The organism is Rhizobium sp. 2YAF20 (assembly GCF_052114685.1).
Lineage (GTDB): Bacteria > Pseudomonadota > Alphaproteobacteria > Rhizobiales > Rhizobiaceae > Rhizobium.
The window spans coordinates 71,978-92,912 of sequence record NZ_JBFRFF010000025.1 but is presented as its reverse complement, the minus strand read 5'-3'; the positions used below and the strand labels follow the sequence as shown (position 1 = coordinate 92,912).

Below are 20,935 nucleotides of genomic sequence, written 5' to 3'. Positions count from 1 at the left end.
CGAAAAAGCCTGCCGCGGGAGGAGGTGCGGCAGGCTTTCCGAAAAGAACCGAACAACGGCTGGGAGGAGGAGTGCCGCTGTTCCGACAGACGTCCCTCGGGAGGAGGAGTGGGCCGTCTGAAATCGAAGCTCTGCGGGAGGAGGTGCATCGCTTCGATGAAGACCAGAATACCCATTCCTTCCGCACATTAAATAGACTTTGCTGCAGTGCAGCTATGCGAAAAGCGCATGGCATCGTTCTAAAACGAGAAGTCTCCAGCACAGCGTCTCGCGGTGGGCCAGACACAGAAACGCCCGCGGCATCAGCGGGCGTATTGTCATTCAGGTTGGCTCAGAAACAGTCGCTTAGCGAGCGAGCGATGCGCGGGCAACGCTGTGAATGTCGGCGCGATCGATGCCGAGGTCCTGCAGCTCGCGCGAGCTCATGCGGCCGAGTTCGGTAACGGTCTGACGATACTTGCGCCAAGTGCTGAAAGAGCGTGMTACGTTCATGATGATCCCCTTTCGTGAGGTCTCTTGACGCCAGCAMCCTTGCTTTGGGCCCAACGTCGTTTCGATGATTGGGATATAGGCCCTTGCCCGCCCGTCAATAAGGCACAAGGTCTCAGGTCGGACATGCGCTCAAAGCATGGGTCCAATCAGAAGATGGGCTGAAGGGAGCGATCAGGCCCGGAACCGGTCGAAGGCAGTGAGGTGTGTGATTGGTGGATCGGCGTCTGGATAGCGGTAGATTTCGGCCCTGAGATAGCGCAGCTCATCATCGAGCGCTTCTTCCCCAACCTCGATCCACCAGGATTTGGAACGGCCGTCGCTTCCGTCGGACCAGCGATAGCCTCGCGCCTTCAGGTGGTCCTTCATGTCGAACGGGCTGTTCTCTGCAAAGATCCGCACACGCGAAGTTTGGCTTGCTTCATAGAGCTCGGCGAAAGCGGTGGAAGCCGGTCCGTCGATTTCTCGAGCCAGGACCTCCAGAAGGGCAAAGCAATCGTCGACCGCACGATGACCCTCATGAAAATATCCTGCTTGCCCGAGCAGATATCCGAGCTTGGTGCCTTCATATCCCCGCAACGACCAGTCGATCTCAGAGTTGGAGCAAGCCCAGGCCTTGCCGGAAAACAGGTGAGAAAATGCCTCGCAGAAGGGCCGGTCGAAACCGGCATTGTGGGCGATCAGCAGATCAGCCGGTTCAATCAGCGCCCGCAACGCAGTCATATCGATTGACTGCCCGGCCACCATATCATCGGTGATCCCGGTGAGCCTGGTGATTTCGGAGGGAATGGAAACGCTCGGCTGTTGAAGCCCACCATAGATGCCGGTCACGTCACCGATGCTTCCTGTCGCATCGAAGGTGAAAGCGATCACGCCAATCTCGATGATCTCATCCTTGCGCGCATTGAGGCCCGTGGTCTCGGTGTCAAGGACAATACCTTTGAGGGGATATTCCGGGCGCGGGTTTGGCGCGACCACGCGCGGCACCATTTTCGTGAGGATGCGGTAGCGGCCCGTCTCAGAGAGATGCCGGACCATGTCATCTTCACTCATGGGGACGGCAGGCTGTTCGGGCTTGGCTAATCTGGAGGCGGCACGCGTGACCAAATCGTCGCGCGGAACCTGCTCCGAAAACATGTCAAACTGTTGTGCCATTCCTGTTGTCAAAGCCCCACCGACAATTCTCTTACTTCAAAACACGGCACGATCGGCAGATCAACCTTGTTGGTGAGGAGGCGATTTCAGCCAATCTGTCGAGCAAGGTTTACGATGGCGCAGTTTCACGCAGTGACAGTTCTTGGGTCGTTGCGCAGAAGCGCCCAAAAATAGGAAGGGCATACCAGCTGTAGCAGGAACTGCAAAAGCCGTTCGCCTCCCGCAAGACCGGTTAAAAGGGTTGCCGCAGGAGGTTCAGCGTAGCGACGGCAACGCCGGAAACCGGGACCGACAGCCCCCGGCGCACGGGTCCGCTTTTAAACCAGCGGTCGCAGCAGTACCGCTTTTGGGCCGATAAATATGAACGCCTTGCAGGAAGTGGGCTCGAAGACCTCAGTCATCAGCCGCCGCGTTGGCTCAGGCCATTAATGTGGCGAGCTTTTGCGCCCACTGCGCCTCTCAGCTCCAGCGCGGCGGAGCCCCTATGTGACTTTTGAGCACTTCGGTAAGGGTTTGTAGCCAGTGTTCCTGTTCGTCGAAAAACCGAACGATCTCGAAAGAGGCAACGGCGGGAAACAACGCCGCCCCTCCATCTGGAAAATAGTGGAAAAGTTGGCTGCTGCTAATCCTGGCGACAGCCTTCACATCCCCAAGTGTCGTATGTGCAAGGCCTTTGTCCTGCACAACAGCAGCGGCCGAACAGATGATCCTGTCGCGGACGGCTCGTCCTTTTTCGGCGATACGAATTGTAATAAGAAAATGCTGGCTGTTCCAATTGGTCTGAACAGGCTAACCGATATCACAGGAGCCTTGATCCGTAAAATCAAGATGACAGCGTGGTGTAGCGGTTAGCCGATCGCTAGAGTGGCATCGGTCCCTCGACGTCAGAAGCGTCGAGACATGGGTGACCGTTCCATGCTGCGATCTTTGACAATCCGGCAGATGCCGGCACGATATCGCCTCCTGCGGCAAAAATAGAACGAGGGTCAACATGAGCAAGTCTATTACCGGTGGAAACATCCAGCAGATCGTAGCCAACCTTGCCACGCGGCTGCCCGATGCGACCTGCACTCAGCCCTTCGGCCCGGAATATGACGTGTTCAAAGTGAAGAATAAGGTCTTCGCCATGACGACCGAGGTGGCCGGCAAAAAAATCGTCACGCTGAAGTGCGATCCAGAGCGCTCGATAATGCTGCGCGAGATTTACGACACGGTCACGCCGGGCTATCACATGAACAAGCGGCACTGGATCTCGATCGCCGCCGGCGCCGACATCACGCAGGATTTCGTCACCGAACTGGTGACCGACGCCTACAAACTGGTGGTGGCAACCTTGCCCAGGCGTGATCGGCCAACGTAGCGCGCCTTCGGAACGTACGGCTTCAGGCGCATCGTCTACAGACTCCCCACATCCGATCGTGTCCCTCAAGACAGTTCAGGTCCTTTCGATACCTGCGAAGGTACGCAGGACTTCGGCCGCATGGGCCGTGGGGTCATTTGGTGGGTTGCCGATGCCGTGTGAGATGGGTTCTGTGGTCACGACTTTCCAAAGCCGATCGTGATTGCCAGCAGCGAAGTCCAGGAGAGTATCGCGGACGAAGGTGTCCCGGCTGGCCTGCTCGTCACTCTGCCCGGGGCGTTGCTGGCCGACGATGCCGTACATCTCCGTGCCGTGCACGGCTGGCGCGCCTTTTACCGGTCCGACCGTCAGCAGGCGGGCCTTGCCGCCTGCCGCAGCGTGCGCGAGGGCCGCACGGGCGGCAGGCAGGGTGAAGGAATAGTCGGTATACAATGCCCCGCGAACCTCGGCAGGAGTGCGTCCATTGACGTTGTAGGCGGCAACAATGCGCCGGGCACGGCTTCGGGGGATGCGGCCCCTTGAGGCAAACACATCGACGATATTGTCGATGGTGCCGGGGTCGAACGCCGGGTCGTTCATGACGTACCAGTCGACTTCGTGGGTGGTGCTGCTGAACAGGATGTCGATCTCAGGGCGCCTCCCGGACTCGAGGATACGCAGCGGATGGCCGGTCAGCACGCCGCCAGGCTGCGCGTGATCATCGACAATGCTGGTCGTGGTGCAATCGATGCTCTGCCTCTGCCCGAAGTCACGAGGGCTGACCTTGATGAATGTCTCAGCCAGGTGCTTCGCATCCAGCGTGAGCAGTTGTTCGGGATCGCCCGCGATGCCGAGTTCGGTGAGGAAAGCGATCGCAAGCTCCTCGGCCCACCAGGCAGGCACGATGCGGGACGCACCGCCGGAGAATGCCGCAATACGGTGATAAAGGCCGTCTGCCGCAGAGGCGGCGATGAGCGCAGTTGCGCAATATGCGCCGGCGCTGTGGCCGGTTACGGTAACGTTACGGGGGTCGCCGCCGAAGTGGGCAATGTTCTCCTGCAACCCACATGAGTGCGGCGATGATGTCCTGAATGCCAAGGTTTGTGGCGTCCGCGAACACGCCCTCATATTGAGAAAGCGAGAGCCATCCGAACGGGCCGAGCCGGTAGTTCAGAGATACCCCGATGGCGCGGCCAGTGGCCGCAAGGCCCGAGGCGTTCGAAGTGGTCTGGGTATTCGCACCCATTTCGAACCCGCCGCCGAAGATATAGACGATCACGGGAAGCGGTTTTTCGCCTGCGTCTTCGGGTGCCCAGACGTTGAGGTTCAGGCAGTCCTCGCTCAGTCCGTTGTCGGCTTCGAGCCAGCTGATATTACCAGCTTGCAGCGGCGCGGCTCCCTTCTGGTCGTAGGGCCGGTCCGGATTGAACGGCAGCAAGACCGGCCGGCGGAAGCGTTCTGCGATGGCGTAGGGGATACCCAGCCAGGAGCGGATCGAGTGGGCAGCGGTATCTGTATCAGTCATGCGTTCGGGCCTTCCCTTGAACAGAGATTTCCGTGGTTGTTACATCAGCTATCTGCCAGCAAATATTGACCTTAAAACGATGATCGGCGCCGCGTTGGGCAAATGCATTCAAAGGAATATTCTGGCAATCCGGCAGTGATTTTCGAGCATTGCAAAGCGTGTAGAGAGGTGTTCCGTCAGGCTGCCGAACGATGCCCGACGATCACGTGTTTTCCAACAGGCGCGATGCGAGCACGTCCACACGTAGGTGAACGTGCTCGCATCGGCTTGTGGCAGGACCGGATCAGGTCGCGACCGCCGCCCGGACCGTCTCGATCAACGGAGTAGTCGGGCGCCCGATCAGCGCACCCAGGGTTCCGCTCTCGTCGAACAGTACGCCGTCGGCGGCCTTGGCGCTGGTTTCCGACAGGAGCGCGGGATACGGCGCGGGCACACCCATGCCCTCAAGCGCCGCGCGATAGTGTGCTTCAGGCAAGTTGGTATAGGTGACAGGTTTACCGCCGACCTCGGCGAGCGTGGCCGCGTACTCCGCCATGGTGAAACTGGCATCTCCCGCCAGCTCGAGCGTGCGGTCTTCATCCGTTGGACCGGTCAGAACCGCCACAGCAGCAGCAGCGTAGTCGGCGCGGCTCGCGGACGAAATGCGCCCTTCACCCGAACTGCCGATCACGCCACCATGCGCGATCTCCAAAGCTGAACTTACGGTGTAATTTTCGGTGTACCATCCGTTGCGCAGAAAAGCGTAGCGGATGCCACTCTCCCGGATCACCGCTTCAGTCGTGCGATGATCGATGGCCAGTTCCAGTGGGTTGTGATCGGCATTCAGGGTGCTGGTATATACGAGGAAGCCGACACCGGCCGCCTTTGCTGCATTGATAACGGCACGGTGCTGCGTCTCGCGGCTTTCGATTTCATTCGACGAGATCAGCAATAGCCGTTCGACCCCTTTCAGTGCCGGGACCAACGTCTCCTCCTTGCTATAGTCGAACGCGCGCACCGTCACGCCGCGATCGGCATAGGCCGAGAGCTTTGCGGGGTCGCGTACCAACGCCACGACAGAGTCGGCCGCGACTTTGGTGAGCAGATCGTCGAGAACGAGACGGCCGAGTTGGCCCGAGGCACCTGTAACTGCGTACATATTGCAATACTCCTTTTTGGTTGCGAAAGGACAGATATGCCGCTAGCTTGCAGATAGTAAGTACGTACAAAAAGGTTAGTGTAGAATGACCGGTCAACTCTCTGATCTTTCGAATGCCAATCCGCAACTGGCCGACGTTTTCGATCCGCAATGTCCATCGCGCGCGGTGCTGGATCATATCACCAGCAAATGGGGCGTCTTGACGCTTGTCGCGCTTCTGCCGGGGACATTGCGATTCAACCAGATCAGGCGAAAATTGAGCGGGGTCAGCGAGCGGATGCTCGCACAGACGCTGCAAAATCTCGTGGCCGATGGTCTGGTTGACCGGAAGAGCCTCCCTGTGGTGCCGCCTCATGTCGAATACACGTTAACCGCGATCGGCAAGGAGGCAGGACACCATGTAGAGGCGCTGGCCGGATGGGCCGAGCGCATGTTTTCCGAGACATCCTCACCGCCACAAAACCCCGAGACGTGAAAAGGCGGCAGTGAGGGGACCACGCCGCTGATCGGTGGCGGAGAAATACCCACGGAGCCCCAAATAGGTGAAGATCGTAGCGAACCCACGCATAGGCCCGCGCTAAATTCTTGACATATCCGGGACGCCACCTTGCATAGTCAAGAGACCGTGCAGTCGGCATTTCAGCCGCCAGAGAATTTCTGAACGGCGGTGACATCGAAATAATCCCGCCACTCGACAATCTTGTCGCCTTCGAGCTCGAATATTCCCATGATCATTAGGCGCCCGATTTCACTGCCGTCGGCACGTTCGAACCGATCAAGCCTCTCGGTGAGAACGCGATTTCCGTCAGCTGCAATGGCAAGCATGTCGATATGGACAGTGGAAATTCCGATCGACGTCTGCAGTCCATCGATCATTGCAATGGCCTCGTCGGCGCCCGTCGTGACCGACACGCCTTCGTTGACCCAACGCGTGGCGGGTGTGAACCAGCGGCGGACGGCTGGTCTTCCGCCGTCTTCATGAAACGTTGCGCAAAAAGCTGATACGGTTTCGATTGGGGTGGGCATGGCAGTTTCTCCTGAACCATCAGAAGCCCCGATGGCCTCTGCCTTGGCCCGATAGTAGGATTTGAACCCCAAGGCCACGATGCCGAAACTTCCGTCACTCTTGCCTGATTTTCCGGAATGGTTGATAGAACTGGGCAATCGGGTTAGGGTGGCTCCATGAGCGAACTCGACAAAATACGTGCCATCGCGATGCGCCACGCTGGCCGTCCGAATCTTAAGTTGCCGAGACTGTTTGCTTACATCCTTGACCATACGACCGAGATCGACCCTCTGATCTACGATCCTGCGGCGTCCTTGGTGATCCAGGGCACTCAGCGCATGTTTATCGGCGACAAGATGTTCGAGTACGGCCCGGGTCAAAGCATGATCGTTGCGGCCGAGATCGCTGCGTTGGGCCAGGTTTGCGAAGCGTCGCTAGATAGACCGTTTGTCGCTGTCGGTCTGTTTCTGGACCCGCCCCTGCTGTCCGACCTCGTGCTCGAGATGGCGGCGATGCCCGAGTTGCCGATTGAATCGGGATACGGCGTCAGCACCGCGAGCGCGTCGCTTCTCGGTGCGTGGGGGAGATTGGTAGAACTCCTCGAACGCCCAACCGAAATTCCGGTCATGGCTCAGTCTCTGGAGCATGAGCTGATGTTTCGGCTGCTGATGGGGCCGCACGGCGGCCTGCTCCGTCAGATTGCCGGGTCTGACTCGCGCCTGATGCACATTCGAAAGGCCATGGCCTGGATCCGCGACCACTACACCGAGCATCTCGATTTCAAGGCGGCCGCGTCGCTCGCGGGCATGAGTGTATCCGTTTTCTACGACCGTTTTAAAGCCGTCGCTGCCGTCAGCCCGCTTCAGTATCAGAAGTATATCCGGCTTCACGAGGCCCGCCGACGCATGATTGCGAACCAGGCAGGTGCAGCCGAAGTGGGGTTCGCGGTCGGCTACGAGAGCGCCTCGCAGTTCAGCCGCGAGTACAGGCGTCTCTTCGGAGCGCCCCCAGGCCAGGACACCAGAAGGGCCAAGGCGGGCCTGGCGGGCTTTACTCCGCCAAGAGCGCTTGGTGCTCGGCCAGATGTTGCTTGAATCGCTGGCCGCAGTCCCGACCCACGGCCGCGATGACGCTCTCTCGTAGCGCCAAAGCCTCTCGCCATCGTCCTACCCGCGGGAGACCATGAAATATCATCTGCGTCACGGCCGGGTCGATGAGGTCGAAATACCGGAGCAGAGGCGCATACACCGCATCGACCATGCCGAATGTCGAACCAGCGAAGTACGGCCCCTGTTCCAAGACTTCCTCAAGCCTCTCAAGCCGACCTCGGAAGGCGGCACGCTTGGCGTCTGCGGTCTCGCGATCCTCGGCGTTGAGGAATTGCCAAGTATCGGCAAGTGTCGCCGTGCCATACTCGATCCAGGCGCGCTGCCGCGCGCGCGACAGGGCATCCTCCGGGTAGAGCTTGCCGCCTCCTTGCGTCTCTTCGAGGTATTCGCAGATCACCATGCTTTCGAACAGGATGGCGTCTCTGCCATCCTGCCGCTCCACCGTCAGCAAGGGCAATTTGCCCGTCGGAGACAGTGCAAGAAACCATTCCGGTTTGTCGATGAGATCGACATCGATCCTTTCGAAGGCGACGCCTTTCTCCAGGAGAACGATAGCCGCGCGCTGAACGAACGGGCAGAAGGGGTGGCTGATGAGGGTCAGTTTGGTGGTCGGCATGATGGCCTCTCGATAATCGACAATCCGGGGAGAGCTTGCCTCACCTAAAGTAACTGCCCTCCTGAGATGTCGAACGTGGTGCCGTTGGCCCAGGCCATGTCGTCGGACAGGATCGCGGCAACGGCTCGCCCCACATCGTCCGGCAATCCGACGCGGCCAAGCGCAATGCCTTGCGCCACGTAGGCGTTGACGCCCTCGTTGTCGCGCACCGCGCCACCGCCGAAATCGGTTTCGATGGCACCCGGCGCGATGGCGTTGACGCGGATCCTACGCTCGCCCAACTCGACAGCGAGGTAACGTGAAAGCACCTCGACCGCCGCCTTCATCGCTGCATAGAGGCTGTATCCCGGCAAGGTGAAGCGCACGAAGCCGGACGAGACGTTGAGGATGCGTCCGCCGTCCGCGATCAGCGGCAGAAGCTTCTGGGTCAGAAAAATCGGCCCCTGGAGATGGGTGGAAACCAGAGAGGCGAACTGCTCCTCGGTGGCATCGACAAAGTTGGAGAAAAGGCCGTTGCCTGCGTTGTTGACGAGGTAGTCGAAACGATCCCGCTGGAAATCCGATTTGAGCGTTACCGTGACGGCATCGACGAATGCCGGGAAGCTCGCCGCGTTGGAGACATCGAGCGCCAGCATCGACGCCTTGCCACCGAGGCCTTCGATTTCCTGACGCAATTCGGCGGCCTCGGCTGCGCCAGTACGGTAGGTGCCGATGATGTGGACGCCGCGTTTGGCAAGGTGAAGCGCCATGTTGCGGCCAAGGCCGCGGCTTGCGCCTGTGATCAGTGCGATGGGGTGGGTCATGACTGCCTTTCTGGGATCGTCGCGCCATTGGGCGCCTGATCCAAAATAGGCGAAAGCCTGATCTGGAATACGCCCGATCGGCTCAACGTCTTGCCTGATCGTCTCAACGCCTTTGCTTTTCCGCAGGCCCGTGGCACAGTGGAGAAATGAAACACGATCTCGCGCAGCACCTCGACATCGTTTTGCGTCATGCCGCCACGGGCACGACAGAGACACCGATCCCGCGCCTGGATATCTTCGTGGGAGAAGGCTCCGCGGGTACGGCGCCTTGCCTCTATCGCTCGATGATCTGCTTCATTCTGCAGGGATCCAAGCGTGTTGCGATAAACGAGACCCTTCTGAGCTACGACAGCGCGCAGTATTTCATCAGCGCTCTCGACCTGCCGCTGATCGGGGAGATTCTCGATGCCGGAGAGGGCCGCCCCTATATCGCGGTCTCACTCGTCCTGGACCCGGCGCTGTTGGCGGAACTGGCTGCGACCATGCCCTCGGTACGCGAGAGCGATCAGAATGGCATGGGCGTTGCAGTCAATCCAATGACCATTCCGCTTCACGAGACATTGCTGCGGTTGCTGTCCTTGCTGGATAACCCGGGGGATATTCTCGTTCTCGGCCCGATGATCGAGCGCGAGCTGCTTTACCGGCTGCTCCAGGGGCCGCAGGGACGATTGCTGCGTCAGATTGCACGGCCTGACGGTGCCTTGGACCGCGTCCGGCGCGCCGTCACGTGGATCAGGGATCACCCCGACACACAGCTCCGCATCGATACCCTTTGCGATGCCAGCGGCATGAGCCGCGCAAGCCTGCACCGCCATTTCCAGGCGATCACCGGCTTCAGCCCTCTTCAGTATCAAAAGCATCTCAGATTGCAGGAGGCCCGCCACCTGTTGCTGGCAGGCGGCCATAGCGCGTCAGATGCCGGTTTCGCAGTCGGATACGAGAGCGCATCGCAGTTCAGTCGCGAGTATCTTCGGCAGTTCGGCGCACCACCAGCGCGGCATGTACAGGAGATTCGTCAAGCGGTTGAACACCCGAAGGTGGCTTAGCTTCTTCGCCTTGAACCAATTCGAACTACCGACCGGAACGAAATTTTGCAACGTACTGAAAACACATCCATTTCGCGATAGATCGAATGGCCCATGGTTTTGACGCAACGCATATTTTAGAAGGATGCTCTCAACAAGCGATCGCGCCCTTATGCGCGGCTATCTTTTGCTCGACCATAGCCCAGTTGTCGTAAGTTCTCCGCCACCCGCCCTTCGACCGCAAGCGCATCTTCCGACCACAGTTCTGCGATCACGTTCAATACGCGGTCGAGCTCCCATGGTAGAACAGACCTGCCCTCTATTTGTGTGAATGGTCCGTCAGATTCGGTTAACAGGCGATCACGGGGGATCATTTTGACGATATCCCGGCCCTTCTGACCATGGATCATCCCTGGTCCCACGCTGAACCAACAGCCCATGGAGACGGCGCGATCCAGCTCCCGCTTTGTCCCCGAAAACCAATGAAGGATTGGTGTTCCTGCGCCTTTGTGCGCTTCGAGTGCATCCAATACCTGCGTGGCCGCCCGCCGACTATGAATAGTCATTACACGACCGCCCGCCTTGTCGCATAGATCTAAAATGCGATGAAACACCCGCTTTTGGGTTTCCCAGTGGGGTCGCAGCTCGGGTGAACCGTCTAACCCAATTTCCCCTACGTATGTGGCTGATGGCAGGAGTTTTTCAAATAAGGAAAGTTCACCATGGCGTTCATGTGCAATCTGCGGGTGCAGCCCGAGCGCTGTTCTAATCCGCTTTGCCTCATGTGAAAGTGCAAGCGTGCCTTCCCAAGCCGAGGGCGTGTTGGTGACCGAGAGAACATAGATATTCCGACTCACGCAAGACTGCGTGATCGCAACAGGATCCGGATACAAATCAAGATGGCAATGGAAATCAATCACTTAACACCATACAATCGATGCAACTTGCCGAGTTCGTTCAACCCTCGATCTAGCATGTCGCGGATACCGTTGCGATCACCAATGTTCGGAGACGACAAGGTGTTGCCGAGCCATCCGTCCAGACCTTCTGCTTTCGCTGACGCCAAGGCTATAGCAACCGAACGGACATCATCGAATGAGGCATGATCTTCATCGTCCTTTCCTAAGGGCTCGTAAACGTAATCGGTCGTATCCCGCTTCGCGTCCCAAGCCACAAATGCGGCGCGCCTTACCTGACATGGCACACAGCGACCGCAGTGTCGGTAGTTGAATCGTTGAAAACGGCCGCAGCTCGTCGAGTGTGCGGCTTCGGCCTGCAGTAAAACTTGATCCCTGCATTCAATCAGCATCTCACCTTTCGTTTTCTGGGCGTAGGGATTTTCAATCTTAACGTTGAGGCCTGCTGCATCGAGAATCTTCTGGAATCGCGTCAGGAAAACAGGATGCGCCGTGCGTGTGCTCAAGCTTCCGAGACGCGAGCCGGTGAGCGGCGGATTGATCGCAATGAACCCATTTTCGCAAACGTAGAGCGGTGCGGCATTGCCTTTTGCGTATTTCTCCAGCGACGTAGCTACGACCACGCCAAAGGTCAAAAAGATCAGGGAGCGCGCTCGCTGTGACGTTTCCTGCACGGTAGGGGAAGTCGCAACGTGATTGAGTTGCAGGTGGTTCGTCAGACCAATTTCTTTCGCGAAATCCCGTTGCTTCAGACCATCCCCTCGAACGTTCTGGCTCACTGCTACCGGTTTCAAGCCACTACGAGTCAAATCGATTGCGCCGACGAGACTGTCGAGACCGCCAGATAGCAAGACGACGCAGTCTACTTTCAGCACCGAAATCTTCTTCGGCGGAGCGGGTAAGACGCCCCCATCATGAAACCGAAGCTTCCATCGGTCCGTTGTTAGGAAGGCGAGCGCCTGCCGAAATTCGTCGGCCGTCGTATTCCAGAAAGCTGGATCGGAAACGGCGACATCGAGTTCGATCTCTCTCGTCCAGCCATCGGCGCTATCGTCTCGGAGTACCGAAAAGTCGGCGGTGATGATCGAAAGTGCGATGGAAAGAAGATCCCACGCCCGTCGATGCGGGTTCAGCCCTTTTCGCCGAAGCTCCGTCTTGACGGCTTCACCCGCACTTGCCTCAAAGGGGACGCGTGGTTGACCATACAGGACGACACGCAGATCGCCTTCTTCCAATGGCAGCTCGAACGTTCCGGGTCCACAAACCAGCCTCATTCTGCGTATCCCTCGAAAACCTGAAAGGTATCCCGAAGTGCGTCTCTAACCACCGCGGCGATACGGTTCGAGTTTACGCTCTTGCCCGCCGCGCTGAGTTTGCGAAATGAAGCAGCTACGGTCTGTTTGATGTAGTCACGCACCTGTTTCAGGCGGCTGAGAGCAACCGTGGCGGTGGGAGCTTTCTCGATAATTGTCTTGCCGACATCGAGTTCGAACCGACGCGCAACATCCATTGCTGTGAAGCGTTCGATGGCAAATTCACGCTGTTCGGGTGTCAGGGCCGATAAATCGGCATTGGGGTATTTCACCAGGAGTTCCGAAAGCGAGTCCCTGATGGCGGTTCGTTCCGCCTCGGCGTCCTGGGTACCATCCACCGGCCGAACCGCTTCAACGACGGCATCCATCACGTCATTAGCGGTGCGGCCCGCAAGGAGCGTCGGATCCAGGGAGCTACCTGCGGGCTGTTGCCCCATGCTTTCAAGGATGCCGCCCAGTGCACTGGCGGTCGACGCGGTCCCACCGAACCTGCTCGTTGTCGTCCTCGAGCCACCGTAGCCCGTACGCACGTAGTTGCCCAAGCTCCGACGTAGGTCGCTTAGGTTTCCGGCTTTCGCGAATTCGCCAAGGCTTCGACGGGTCCCAGCGAACCGGCTTCCAGGTGCGAGAGGGGCCGCCGGCGGCACGTTTGGCACCACAGGTTTGTTCGGAGCGGGATCATTCGGTTCCTGTTCTGGCGGATTTTGATCCGGACCATGATCGGGCGGCACGTCCGGCGGCTGATCCCCGGGAGGCGGCTCTTCCGCCGGTGGCGCGGGCGTCCATGCTGGTACCATGGGGACGCCTCCCTTAGGTCCGTTGCTCGACTGAGATGTACCCATTATTGTTCAGCCTTCTCGATCGCTTTTTTAACGACCTGCGGCACACCCGAGCGCTTCCATTTCGAGAAAACGCCGTCCGCCCAAGGTTGGTCGCCAATTTTGGGAACGATCCCAGGAGTAATCTGCGCCGGTGGCCGATCAATAAGAAACGCTGCCAAACGCAGTCCTTGTTGAGGATCGGCTTTTGCAAGCGCGAGGCAGGCTTCCAGAATGTCTGGCACGCCCCATTCCTGTTCCTGAAGGGCGCGCTCCAGGAGACGATCCATGATGATCGACGTTTCTACGCGCGACACCCGTGCTAATTTGTCGACCAGCGCTGCAGCCATGTCCGGATGCGTGAGCATCGCCGTCAGTATTTCGGCTGCTTCCGTCGTGAGACGATCGCCGGGCGTGATAAGCGGCGCATGCTCTCGGCTGACATACAAAGCGCCCATCAATTTCGCATCATGTAGCGGTGGCGGCAGAGCCAACCATTCCTTTGAAAAAGCGTCGTCCCAAGGGGCTGCAAGCTTCAGCTCTTTTCCTTCAGTGGCTGCGTCCTCCCAATCCTTCAGGAATCTGGGTTTGCCATCGTCATCCTGGCTCACGGCTTTCAAGAGATCCGCGTAAGCCAGAGGGCTGCCGAGCCGTTCGAATAGGAGAAGCTTCGCGAGGACCGCCTCATCCACGCCGACACCCTGCGCATTGGAGATCGCCATTCGGATCGACAGCGCATTCAGGAAACGTTTGATGAGTCGTGGATTACCAACAATGCCCGAGGCCGTCGTCATGATAGGCGCGAGCCTTTCAGCCGTATCGAAACGTCCGATGAGGTCTGCTGGAATGTTGTCGTGAAGTCCCGTTACGAACGCCTTATCGACGCGCGCGCCCTGCCACGTCTTTCGCAATTGATCGCAGATTCCAACCCGGAGTTTTTCTTTGACGTCGTCTTTCAGTTCGCTGTTCTCGATATACAGCAACATCATGTACGCCCGGACCTCCTGAGTGCCCAAGGGAGGAACGCGAATGGGGACCTGGATCAGTTTGTCAAAATAGCTGGTGACAAGTAGATCGTCGGGAACCCCTTCGAAATGCTTGCGGACCGCGTGTTTGATCATGTCGTTGTCGGCCGCGATGACGAACGCCGTATTCTTCAGAAATAGGAACAGCCGTATAGCTTCAAGGGTCGAGATCGTCGTCTCGGGCAGGCAACGGTCGAGGTCGTCAATCAGAACGACGAGAGTTACTCCAAGCTCCTCAAGGGTTTCCTCGAAATTGTCCCGAAGTGCCTGAATTTCTTTCGGAGGCGACGTCTCCTCTGCTGGATTGAGAAGCCCAGAAGCGGCGCTTGCCACCTCACCCGCCTTCGATTTGGCGTCTTCGATTAGTTTCTCGTCAACGGAGCCGCTAAGAAGGCGCTGCCCCAGCCCCCAGACTTCGCCTATCAGTCCCGTCGGCGGAAGTCCCATCGACACCGCTATCGCCGAGCCGGCAGCGAGCTTCATTGCACGCAGCCAGTTCACGCGCTTGATGAGCGCCTTGGCCTTGTCTACTCCTTTTTCGCGCGCTCTTGCTTCCTGCTCTAGCTTCGTCGCGATGACGTCCATCAAAGCGGCGCGAGCGTCGTCATAACCTTGGTAAAGCCAAGCATTGAATTCGACGAAAACGAAGTCTTTCTCGCCTTCTTTCCTCTCTCGGTTAGCGAGGGATGCCTGGGTCAGTTTTATCATGGAGGATTTTCCAATGCCCCATGATCCCGAGACACCGATTGAAATTGGGCGCCCCCGCGCCTGGACGATGATTTCCGCTACTGTGTCGGCCACTCCCGAAAAATTAAGGAAGTCTTTTTCAGTTTCATTATCTGCCCACATTCAAGGCCTCCCCCGCCGCGCCTTTGGAACGTAAAACCATCGCAGCGCAACGTTGCATCGATGATTCGCCCTGTCCCACATTTGCACCGTATTGTTCGCGTCAAAGGTGTGTCAATTGAGAAATTCTTGCTCGGGTGTACATGTGGTCGGAACAAGAGCAGTGCAAAATCGTACGCTAGGGGCGAACGGAATAAGACCTTATGCGGTGGTTCATTGAAGCTGAACGAGTTAGACGCGGCAGATCCTCTCCAGATCGGGAACACACCTACGGGTGCCGCTTGAGCCACTCCTCTGCGATTTCGAGACGATTGGCATGTTGCTCTGCCAACATCTGATAGAATGCCATGAGCATTACGAAGGTCTTTCTCGGCCTCATAGACTGGTAATATTGGTAGACCTTTGCATTCGTCACGTATCGATTGTCTGTGCGAGACCCCTCGGACAGCGTGCTCTCGCAATACCACCGAACGCCCTCAGGATGCCGATTGCCGACATCCTCCATGAGCTTCGCATCGTAGTGCCACGGGTTTATCTCGTGGTCGGACTTCCATACGTGGAGGAACCCGGACTCGACATAAAGCTGCATGATCGTCTCGTCGTGTTCGGAATGTTCTCGCACCAGTTTGTCGACGTCGCTGAGATGCTGGATAGATTTATCAATCTTCCGAGCGCCGTTCAGGATGTGGTTCGTAGACTGACGCATCAGATCGAGGCCACTGGGATGCGTCTGCCAGGCCTGATATTCGTCGTGGGTGACTTCCACGGTGGCATCGGCGATTTCGACAAGCTTCGCGCTTTTCAAGAGCTTCTTTGGGGTGCAGAAATCGGTGTTCTTGCCGATATCAAAGCCATTCGCGGCATAAGCCTGCGCGACGAGGCGGCTGCAAAACTGTTTAGGCGTGCCTTTCTTGCCCAGCCCCTGCCACGCCCTGCCTGCTTCCCATGTCGCGTACTCGCTTCCGATGCGTTCTCGGACATAGTTACAGATTTTGATTGCGGTGCCGGGTTCCAGTTCGGCCTCGAGGCGTAAGGCAAATACGGCGTTGTGTCGCTCGAAGAACAGTCGTTGTGTGTTCGCCGAATGCACCCCATCTCCTGTCGCGTCGATGACAGAGCAGTGATCGACATACAGCATGGCGTGTGAAATCGGGCTGATAGTGGTGGCGCGTATGAATTTACTGATCGCAGCGTCACTGGTTGTCAGGATCACATCCCCGCGTTTCAGTACTTTTTCGTTTAGTCGCTTTTTCATGGTGCCCTCTGGTCGGGGAGCCTTTATCAACCTTGTGCTGCAAATGAAATATTAATGCAGACAGGCACTTTAGAGAGGTTCCGTCCAAGATAATCAACTCGCGCAACTTGCTACTTGGATCGAGAATAGGCTAGCGCTAGAGACGATTACGTCTAGCCAGGGTCGAGAAATGAATATAGCGTGGGAAGGTTTTTACACAGATGACTTCATGTTCGACACCATGGGATTCAAGGAACTACCGGCGAAACTCTGCCAGTACACTTCTATTGAAAGCTTAGAAAAGATCCTTGCAAGCCGAAGCCTGCGTTTCTCTCGATTAGATCAAATGAACGATCCAGAAGAGGCGACGGCTGCCGACGTGCCGTTGGCCGCAAGCTCGGTCTTTGTTTCTTGTTGGTCTGCGGGAGATGTCGAGCATATCCCAATGTGGTCGATGTACGGCCGCAATTTCGAAGGCGTTCGTATAAAGCTTCCATCAAATATGTTTGCCGGACGTGAGAGCCCGATGGTGTTTGAGAAGGGTGGAGCGATTGGTAGCTTTGCGGGACAATACAGCATAGTTCGCAAAGCCCCAGCTATGAGCACGAGCGGGTGTGCCATCATTGGCCCGAACAAGATTTGGTACAGTGATGATCCGATTTACAGGAACCGCAACCTTGTCTTTCGCGAGCGAGGCACAGCCTATTTCAACCCTTACGATCTGGGAATGGTGAAAAGCACTTACTGGGCCTACGAGGAGGAATGGCGTTTCAAAATTGCAGCATTGGCGTTCGAGTCTCACTTTCCTGATGATCAATACGTCAACGAAGTGACCCTGGATCTTGTAGGCTACCCAGTAGAGACGAATGCGCTGTTCATCCCCCTCGACCACTCAGCCCTCGATGAGCTGGAAGTAACCCTTGGTCCACGGACAAATGCAGAGGCCATGAAAGCCGTAGAACTTATCCTGGAAAAATACGCTCCGCGGGCGACGCTCACACGCAGCTACATTCCCATCCGTTGATTGCAGTTGCTAGGAAAAGCGGTCTTCTCGATTGTCGCTGATCCGATTTCACAGTAGTGGTATAACGTTGATGGCTACACTATGAGGATGATTTGGCACAGGAAAGTGGCGTTGAACACGGCCTTCGAGATGAGTTGAAACCGACGTACCGTGCTGTCTCCACCGGCTTGGAGGAAATTCTCCACAAGACGATACCCGTGCTCGACCACGGTTTCATTCGCGTGGTCGACTATATGGGCGATGATGCCGCAGTCGTTCAGGCCGCAAGAGTCTCCTACGGTCGAGGCACGAAGAAGGTCAGCGAGGATCGTGGTCTCATCCGATACCTGATGCGCCACTCACATACAACGCCGTTCGAAATGGCCGAAATCAAGGTCCACGTTAAGCTACCAATCTTTGTCGCTCGCCAATGGATCCGTCATAGAACAGCTAGTGTAAACGAGTATTCCGCTCGGTACTCTATTTTGGATAAAGAGTTTTATGTACCTGATGCTGCAAATTTGGCTGCGCAGTCGGCCAACAACAAGCAAGGGCGGGAAGACGCGCCGCTTGCCGACAATTTATGGGTATTGGATCTCCTTCGTGACGAGGCTGAGCGCAGCTACGGAGGATACAACGCGCTCCTCAATGTTTCCGATGACGGTGCAAGTCTCGACAACGGACGGGTTGGTATTGCGCGCGAGTTGGCTCGCATGAACTTAAGTCTTAATTTTTACACGCAGTGGTATTGGAAAATAAATCTACACAACCTATTGAACTTTTTGCGCTTGAGGGCCGATCCACATGCTCAATACGAGATCCGTGCCTATGCAGAAAAGCTCCTCGATATCACCGAGAAGTGGGTCCCCCTGACTTACGACGCGTTCAAGGAATACAAACTTGACGCCGTAACACTCTCGGCTTCCGCATGGCAGGTCGTAAAGAGCCAACTTGCCGGGAAGTCTATCTCGTTCGATGAAAGCGGTCTTTCTCAACGGGAGTGGACCGAGTTGATGTCTGCACTCAAGAATGAATGAATTTCCTCGACCACTTCACGCGCAACTTCTGACGGCCCCTGATCTGGCCGCGAAGAAAGCTATGCCGGCTAGCGCGCAAGTCAGGACACGCGATCTGAAGACTTGGAACTTCGACAAAGAACTTCAGAGTTTACAGGAAGTGTATGACGCCAGTGGTTCACCGATTACGGTCAACTTCCGCACACTTGTCCCACTCGGGTCTGGGGTGGACAGAGCCACACATTTGTTTCACTCCTATCCTGCAAAGCTGCTGCTCAACATCCCACTATTCTTCATAAACTGCACAAAGTACTCGTCGCCGAACGACGTGGTATACGATCCATTTTCGGGATCTGGCACTGTCCTTGTTGAGGCGCTGCTGGCTGGCAGGCGAGCTATGGGTGCCGACGCAAACCCGCTTGCAAGGCTTATTGCCAAGGCCAAGACAACACACATTACCTCCGACCTGATAGCCGCGGCACTTGATAAAGTCCTCTCCGAGGTTGACACTACACGTCAGGCTCCTTTTACTACCACCATCAAAAAAGATATGTGGTTTTCTGAAGGAATTGCGTTATCGCTTGGCGCTCTACTACACTCGATACGGAATAATACTAGCGGAGCCGTACGGACATTCTTGGAAGTTTGCTTTTCTTCCTGCGTCAAGCGAGTCAGCGTGAGCGATCCGAGACTTTCTGTGCCGGTTCGACTAAAGGGAAAGGCGCTTGAAAAGCACGTCTTAGGCTCTCCAGACCTTATAGAGCATTTCACTAAGGTTGTCGGCGCTAACTGCGCTCGCCTAAACAAGATGCCAGAAGGGTGCACTACGGACTTTTACACCGATGCTCGGCAACGCCACCAGGATGGGGAGTTGAAAGCGGACCTCATCATCACATCGCCCCCTTACGCAGGAGCCCAAAAATATATTCGAGCGTCATCGCTGAGCATCGGATGGTTGGGGATGGCGCCGGCCAATCAGCTTCGTGAGCTGGAGAAGCGCAATATTGGCAGAGAGCATTTTTACAAATCTGACTACAGCTCTGAAAGCGCGTCGGTGGTCTCGAGTGCTGCGGGCGTACTTGCGGAAATAAAGGCTGTAAATTCCCTTCGCGCCCATATCGCAAATACGTATCTTCGTGAGATGGATGACGCAGCCGAAGGTATTGTTTCCCGGCTTCGACAGAGCGGTCACCTAGTTCTAGTTGTCGGAGATAATATGATTTGCGGCCACAATTTCGCAACTAGCCAGTTTGTGAAAGACATATTTTTGAGGAAAGGCCTGACAGCGACGCTGGAACTTGTGGACGATATACGATCCCGAGGATTGATGACGAAACGCAACAAAACCGCTGGAACTATCGAAAGAGAGCATGTCATTGTTTTTCAGAAGCGCTGAGGGGACACAGGGTTTGGCAATGCCACGGAGATTGGCGGATACGCTAAAACAAACGCTGTTGCTGAAAATGGGGCGAGGATACTCAAAAGTCATTACTAAGCCATGGATATCGATCCGTCAGAAACCGTCGGTGTAAGTGCGATGAGCCCGTTGGACGAAATCCGAAGCCTGCTGCCGCTTGTCGAAGACGAAGGTGACGAAAGCACTTGGGACAGCCTCCGCCAACGCGTTACCGTGTTGAACTCCGCCTTATGGGAAGGTCGAGTTAGCTGGCCACTTGTGGAGCGGTGGTTGGAGAATTTCGACGGCCGGAGTGGCCATACAAGCGACGTGGAGCGACTGCACGCATTATACCTCCTCGCCCAGTTTCTCTACTATGGCAGCACGGAAATTCGCGTGTTACTTCGAGCCCAATACAGAGATCTATTCCTGATACCTCTTATTCAAGAGGTCCGAAAGGCATCGGGCAACACACGCAATCTCGACGTCATACGAGCGAGACTTTCCGAAGAATTGAACCGTACGCGGTTTCTTGGCGTGGGAAATCCGTCGGAGAGCGGCGTCCATCTGCTGTACTTTTTCAGACAAGAGAACGGACTAACTAAGTCGATTTTTCTGGACAGCGCGGAAATAACTGAGCGATCTGTCGGTCTTGGGGGCGTTGTCTCGAGGCAGTTACAGGACACATCTATCCGACGATATATATTTTTAGATGATGTATGCGGCTCGGGGGATACAGCGCTCAAATACTCAAAGAACATCTTGCAGGATATTCGTGCGCTCGATCCGGACATCGAGTTCTCTTACTTCTCGATCTTTGGAACCGCTGCGGGTATGACGAATGTGAGGACGAACACGTTGTTCAACGCTCGATCCGCTGCTCTTATCGAGCTGGACCCCAGCTACCGGTGCCTTTCTAACGATTCTCGATATCTTCGGGTGGTACCGGAGCATGTATCTGAGGCAACTGTTCGCGACGTTGCTTTGCACTATGGCGGCCTGCTGGCTCCTGGCCACGCGGGAGGTTTTGAAGACAGTCAGATGCTGTTTGGATTTCATCACAACACACCAGATAATACGCTCCCAATAATATGGCGCGAGGTGTCAAACGGCTCTCCGATACCTTGGACACCGATATTTCGACGGTATCCGAAGATTTAGG

Annotated in this window: 22 protein-coding genes; 9 read left to right on the top strand and 13 right to left on the bottom strand. The window is 56.6% G+C overall.

Annotated features, from left to right (window positions below; translation table 11 throughout):
- Positions 1-345 precede the first annotated feature (345 nt).
- Both AB4Z52_RS24090 and AB4Z52_RS24085 read right to left on the bottom strand, forming a co-directional pair.
- Positions 346-492: a DUF1127 domain-containing protein gene (locus tag AB4Z52_RS24090; RefSeq protein ID WP_442220419.1), complete on the bottom strand. Its 147-nt coding sequence runs from the start codon at positions 490-492 to the stop codon at positions 346-348.
- Between the two features lie 171 nt (positions 493-663).
- A complete protein-coding gene (locus AB4Z52_RS24085) occupies positions 664-1,644 on the bottom strand; it encodes a 3'-5' exonuclease (RefSeq protein ID WP_442220418.1) in 981 nt (326 codons plus the stop codon).
- A 522-nt stretch (positions 1,645-2,166) separates the two neighbouring features.
- Between AB4Z52_RS24085 and AB4Z52_RS24080 the strand changes: the two genes are divergently transcribed.
- The gene (locus AB4Z52_RS24080) at positions 2,167-2,496 is read left to right on the top strand and encodes a hypothetical protein (RefSeq protein WP_442220417.1); all 330 of its coding nucleotides are present in this window, start codon (positions 2,167-2,169) and stop codon (positions 2,494-2,496) included.
- 139 nt (positions 2,497-2,635) lie between these two features.
- On the top strand, positions 2,636-3,004 hold the full coding sequence (locus AB4Z52_RS24075) for an MmcQ/YjbR family DNA-binding protein (protein WP_442220416.1): 369 nt from the start codon (positions 2,636-2,638) through the stop codon (positions 3,002-3,004).
- A 75-nt stretch (positions 3,005-3,079) separates the two neighbouring features.
- On the opposite strand, the gene AB4Z52_RS24070 is transcribed toward AB4Z52_RS24075, so the two are convergent.
- From AB4Z52_RS24070 to AB4Z52_RS24060, 3 genes are all read right to left on the bottom strand, one after another.
- Positions 3,080-4,045 (bottom strand): carboxylesterase family protein, encoded by a 966-nt coding sequence (locus AB4Z52_RS24070; RefSeq protein WP_442220415.1) that lies wholly within the window; start codon positions 4,043-4,045, stop codon positions 3,080-3,082.
- Positions 4,005-4,508 carry a carboxylesterase family protein gene (locus AB4Z52_RS24065; RefSeq protein ID WP_442220414.1) on the bottom strand — a complete coding sequence of 168 codons (504 nt, stop codon included), beginning with the start codon at positions 4,506-4,508 and terminating at the stop codon, positions 4,005-4,007. The genes AB4Z52_RS24070 and AB4Z52_RS24065 overlap by 41 nt, the downstream gene beginning before the upstream one ends.
- A gap of 283 nt (positions 4,509-4,791) precedes the next feature.
- Positions 4,792-5,646, bottom strand: a complete 855-nt coding sequence (locus tag AB4Z52_RS24060) for an SDR family oxidoreductase (RefSeq protein WP_442220413.1) — start codon at positions 5,644-5,646, stop codon at positions 4,792-4,794.
- A gap of 85 nt (positions 5,647-5,731) precedes the next feature.
- On the opposite strand from AB4Z52_RS24060, the gene AB4Z52_RS24055 reads away from it, so the two are divergent.
- Positions 5,732-6,121, top strand: a complete 390-nt coding sequence (locus tag AB4Z52_RS24055) for a winged helix-turn-helix transcriptional regulator (RefSeq protein WP_442220412.1) — start codon at positions 5,732-5,734, stop codon at positions 6,119-6,121.
- Between the two features lie 164 nt (positions 6,122-6,285).
- Here AB4Z52_RS24055 and AB4Z52_RS24050 read toward each other — a convergent pair whose 3' ends face one another.
- Positions 6,286-6,672 (bottom strand): limonene-1,2-epoxide hydrolase, encoded by a 387-nt coding sequence (locus AB4Z52_RS24050; protein ID WP_442220411.1) that lies wholly within the window; start codon positions 6,670-6,672, stop codon positions 6,286-6,288.
- Between the two features lie 156 nt (positions 6,673-6,828).
- Between AB4Z52_RS24050 and AB4Z52_RS24045 the strand changes: the two genes are divergently transcribed.
- The gene (locus AB4Z52_RS24045; RefSeq protein WP_442220410.1) at positions 6,829-7,746 is read left to right on the top strand and encodes an AraC family transcriptional regulator N-terminal domain-containing protein; all 918 of its coding nucleotides are present in this window, start codon (positions 6,829-6,831) and stop codon (positions 7,744-7,746) included.
- On the opposite strand, the gene AB4Z52_RS24040 is transcribed toward AB4Z52_RS24045, so the two are convergent.
- A complete protein-coding gene (locus AB4Z52_RS24040; protein WP_442220409.1) occupies positions 7,703-8,377 on the bottom strand; it encodes a glutathione S-transferase family protein in 675 nt (224 codons plus the stop codon). The two genes, AB4Z52_RS24045 and AB4Z52_RS24040, sit on opposite strands and share 44 nt — an antisense overlap.
- 44 nt (positions 8,378-8,421) lie before the next feature.
- Complete coding sequence (locus AB4Z52_RS24035; RefSeq protein ID WP_442220408.1) at positions 8,422-9,180, bottom strand: SDR family NAD(P)-dependent oxidoreductase; 759 nt, start codon at positions 9,178-9,180, stop codon at positions 8,422-8,424.
- A 146-nt stretch (positions 9,181-9,326) separates the two neighbouring features.
- Here AB4Z52_RS24035 and AB4Z52_RS24030 point away from each other — a divergent pair, with 146 nt between their 5' ends.
- On the top strand, positions 9,327-10,226 hold the full coding sequence (locus tag AB4Z52_RS24030) for an AraC family transcriptional regulator N-terminal domain-containing protein (protein WP_442220407.1): 900 nt from the start codon (positions 9,327-9,329) through the stop codon (positions 10,224-10,226).
- Between the two features lie 149 nt (positions 10,227-10,375).
- On the opposite strand, the gene qatD is transcribed toward AB4Z52_RS24030, so the two are convergent.
- The 5 genes from qatD to AB4Z52_RS24005 all read right to left on the bottom strand — a co-directional run bounded on the left by qatD (position 10,376) and on the right by AB4Z52_RS24005 (position 16,379).
- Positions 10,376-11,125 carry a Qat anti-phage system TatD family nuclease QatD gene (gene qatD / locus AB4Z52_RS24025; protein WP_442220406.1) on the bottom strand — a complete coding sequence of 250 codons (750 nt, stop codon included), beginning with the start codon at positions 11,123-11,125 and terminating at the stop codon, positions 10,376-10,378.
- The gene (qatC, locus tag AB4Z52_RS24020) at positions 11,122-12,357 is read right to left on the bottom strand and encodes a Qat anti-phage system QueC-like protein QatC (RefSeq protein ID WP_442220405.1); all 1,236 of its coding nucleotides are present in this window, start codon (positions 12,355-12,357) and stop codon (positions 11,122-11,124) included. Before qatC ends, qatD begins: the two co-directional genes overlap by 4 nt.
- A gap of 35 nt (positions 12,358-12,392) precedes the next feature.
- Positions 12,393-12,977, bottom strand: a complete 585-nt coding sequence (gene qatB / locus AB4Z52_RS24015) for a Qat anti-phage system associated protein QatB (RefSeq protein ID WP_442220404.1) — start codon at positions 12,975-12,977, stop codon at positions 12,393-12,395.
- Between the two features lie 299 nt (positions 12,978-13,276).
- The gene (locus AB4Z52_RS24010; protein WP_442220403.1) at positions 13,277-15,127 is read right to left on the bottom strand and encodes a KAP family P-loop NTPase fold protein; all 1,851 of its coding nucleotides are present in this window, start codon (positions 15,125-15,127) and stop codon (positions 13,277-13,279) included.
- A 265-nt stretch (positions 15,128-15,392) separates the two neighbouring features.
- Complete coding sequence (locus AB4Z52_RS24005; protein WP_442220402.1) at positions 15,393-16,379, bottom strand: YiiX/YebB-like N1pC/P60 family cysteine hydrolase; 987 nt, start codon at positions 16,377-16,379, stop codon at positions 15,393-15,395.
- Between the two features lie 169 nt (positions 16,380-16,548).
- Here AB4Z52_RS24005 and AB4Z52_RS24000 point away from each other — a divergent pair, with 169 nt between their 5' ends.
- The 4 genes from AB4Z52_RS24000 (at position 16,549) to AB4Z52_RS23985 (ending at position 20,934) form a co-directional block, all read left to right on the top strand.
- Complete coding sequence (locus AB4Z52_RS24000; RefSeq protein ID WP_442220401.1) at positions 16,549-17,382, top strand: DUF2971 domain-containing protein; 834 nt, start codon at positions 16,549-16,551, stop codon at positions 17,380-17,382.
- A gap of 92 nt (positions 17,383-17,474) precedes the next feature.
- Complete coding sequence (gene thyX, locus AB4Z52_RS23995) at positions 17,475-18,398, top strand: FAD-dependent thymidylate synthase (RefSeq protein ID WP_442220400.1); 924 nt, start codon at positions 17,475-17,477, stop codon at positions 18,396-18,398.
- Positions 18,391-19,773, top strand: a complete 1,383-nt coding sequence (locus AB4Z52_RS23990; RefSeq protein ID WP_442220399.1) for a DNA methyltransferase — start codon at positions 18,391-18,393, stop codon at positions 19,771-19,773. Before thyX ends, AB4Z52_RS23990 begins: the two co-directional genes overlap by 8 nt.
- Before the next feature lie 102 nt (positions 19,774-19,875).
- Positions 19,876-20,934, top strand: a complete 1,059-nt coding sequence (locus tag AB4Z52_RS23985) for a phosphoribosyltransferase-like protein (protein ID WP_442220398.1) — start codon at positions 19,876-19,878, stop codon at positions 20,932-20,934.
- Position 20,935 lies beyond the last annotated feature (1 nt).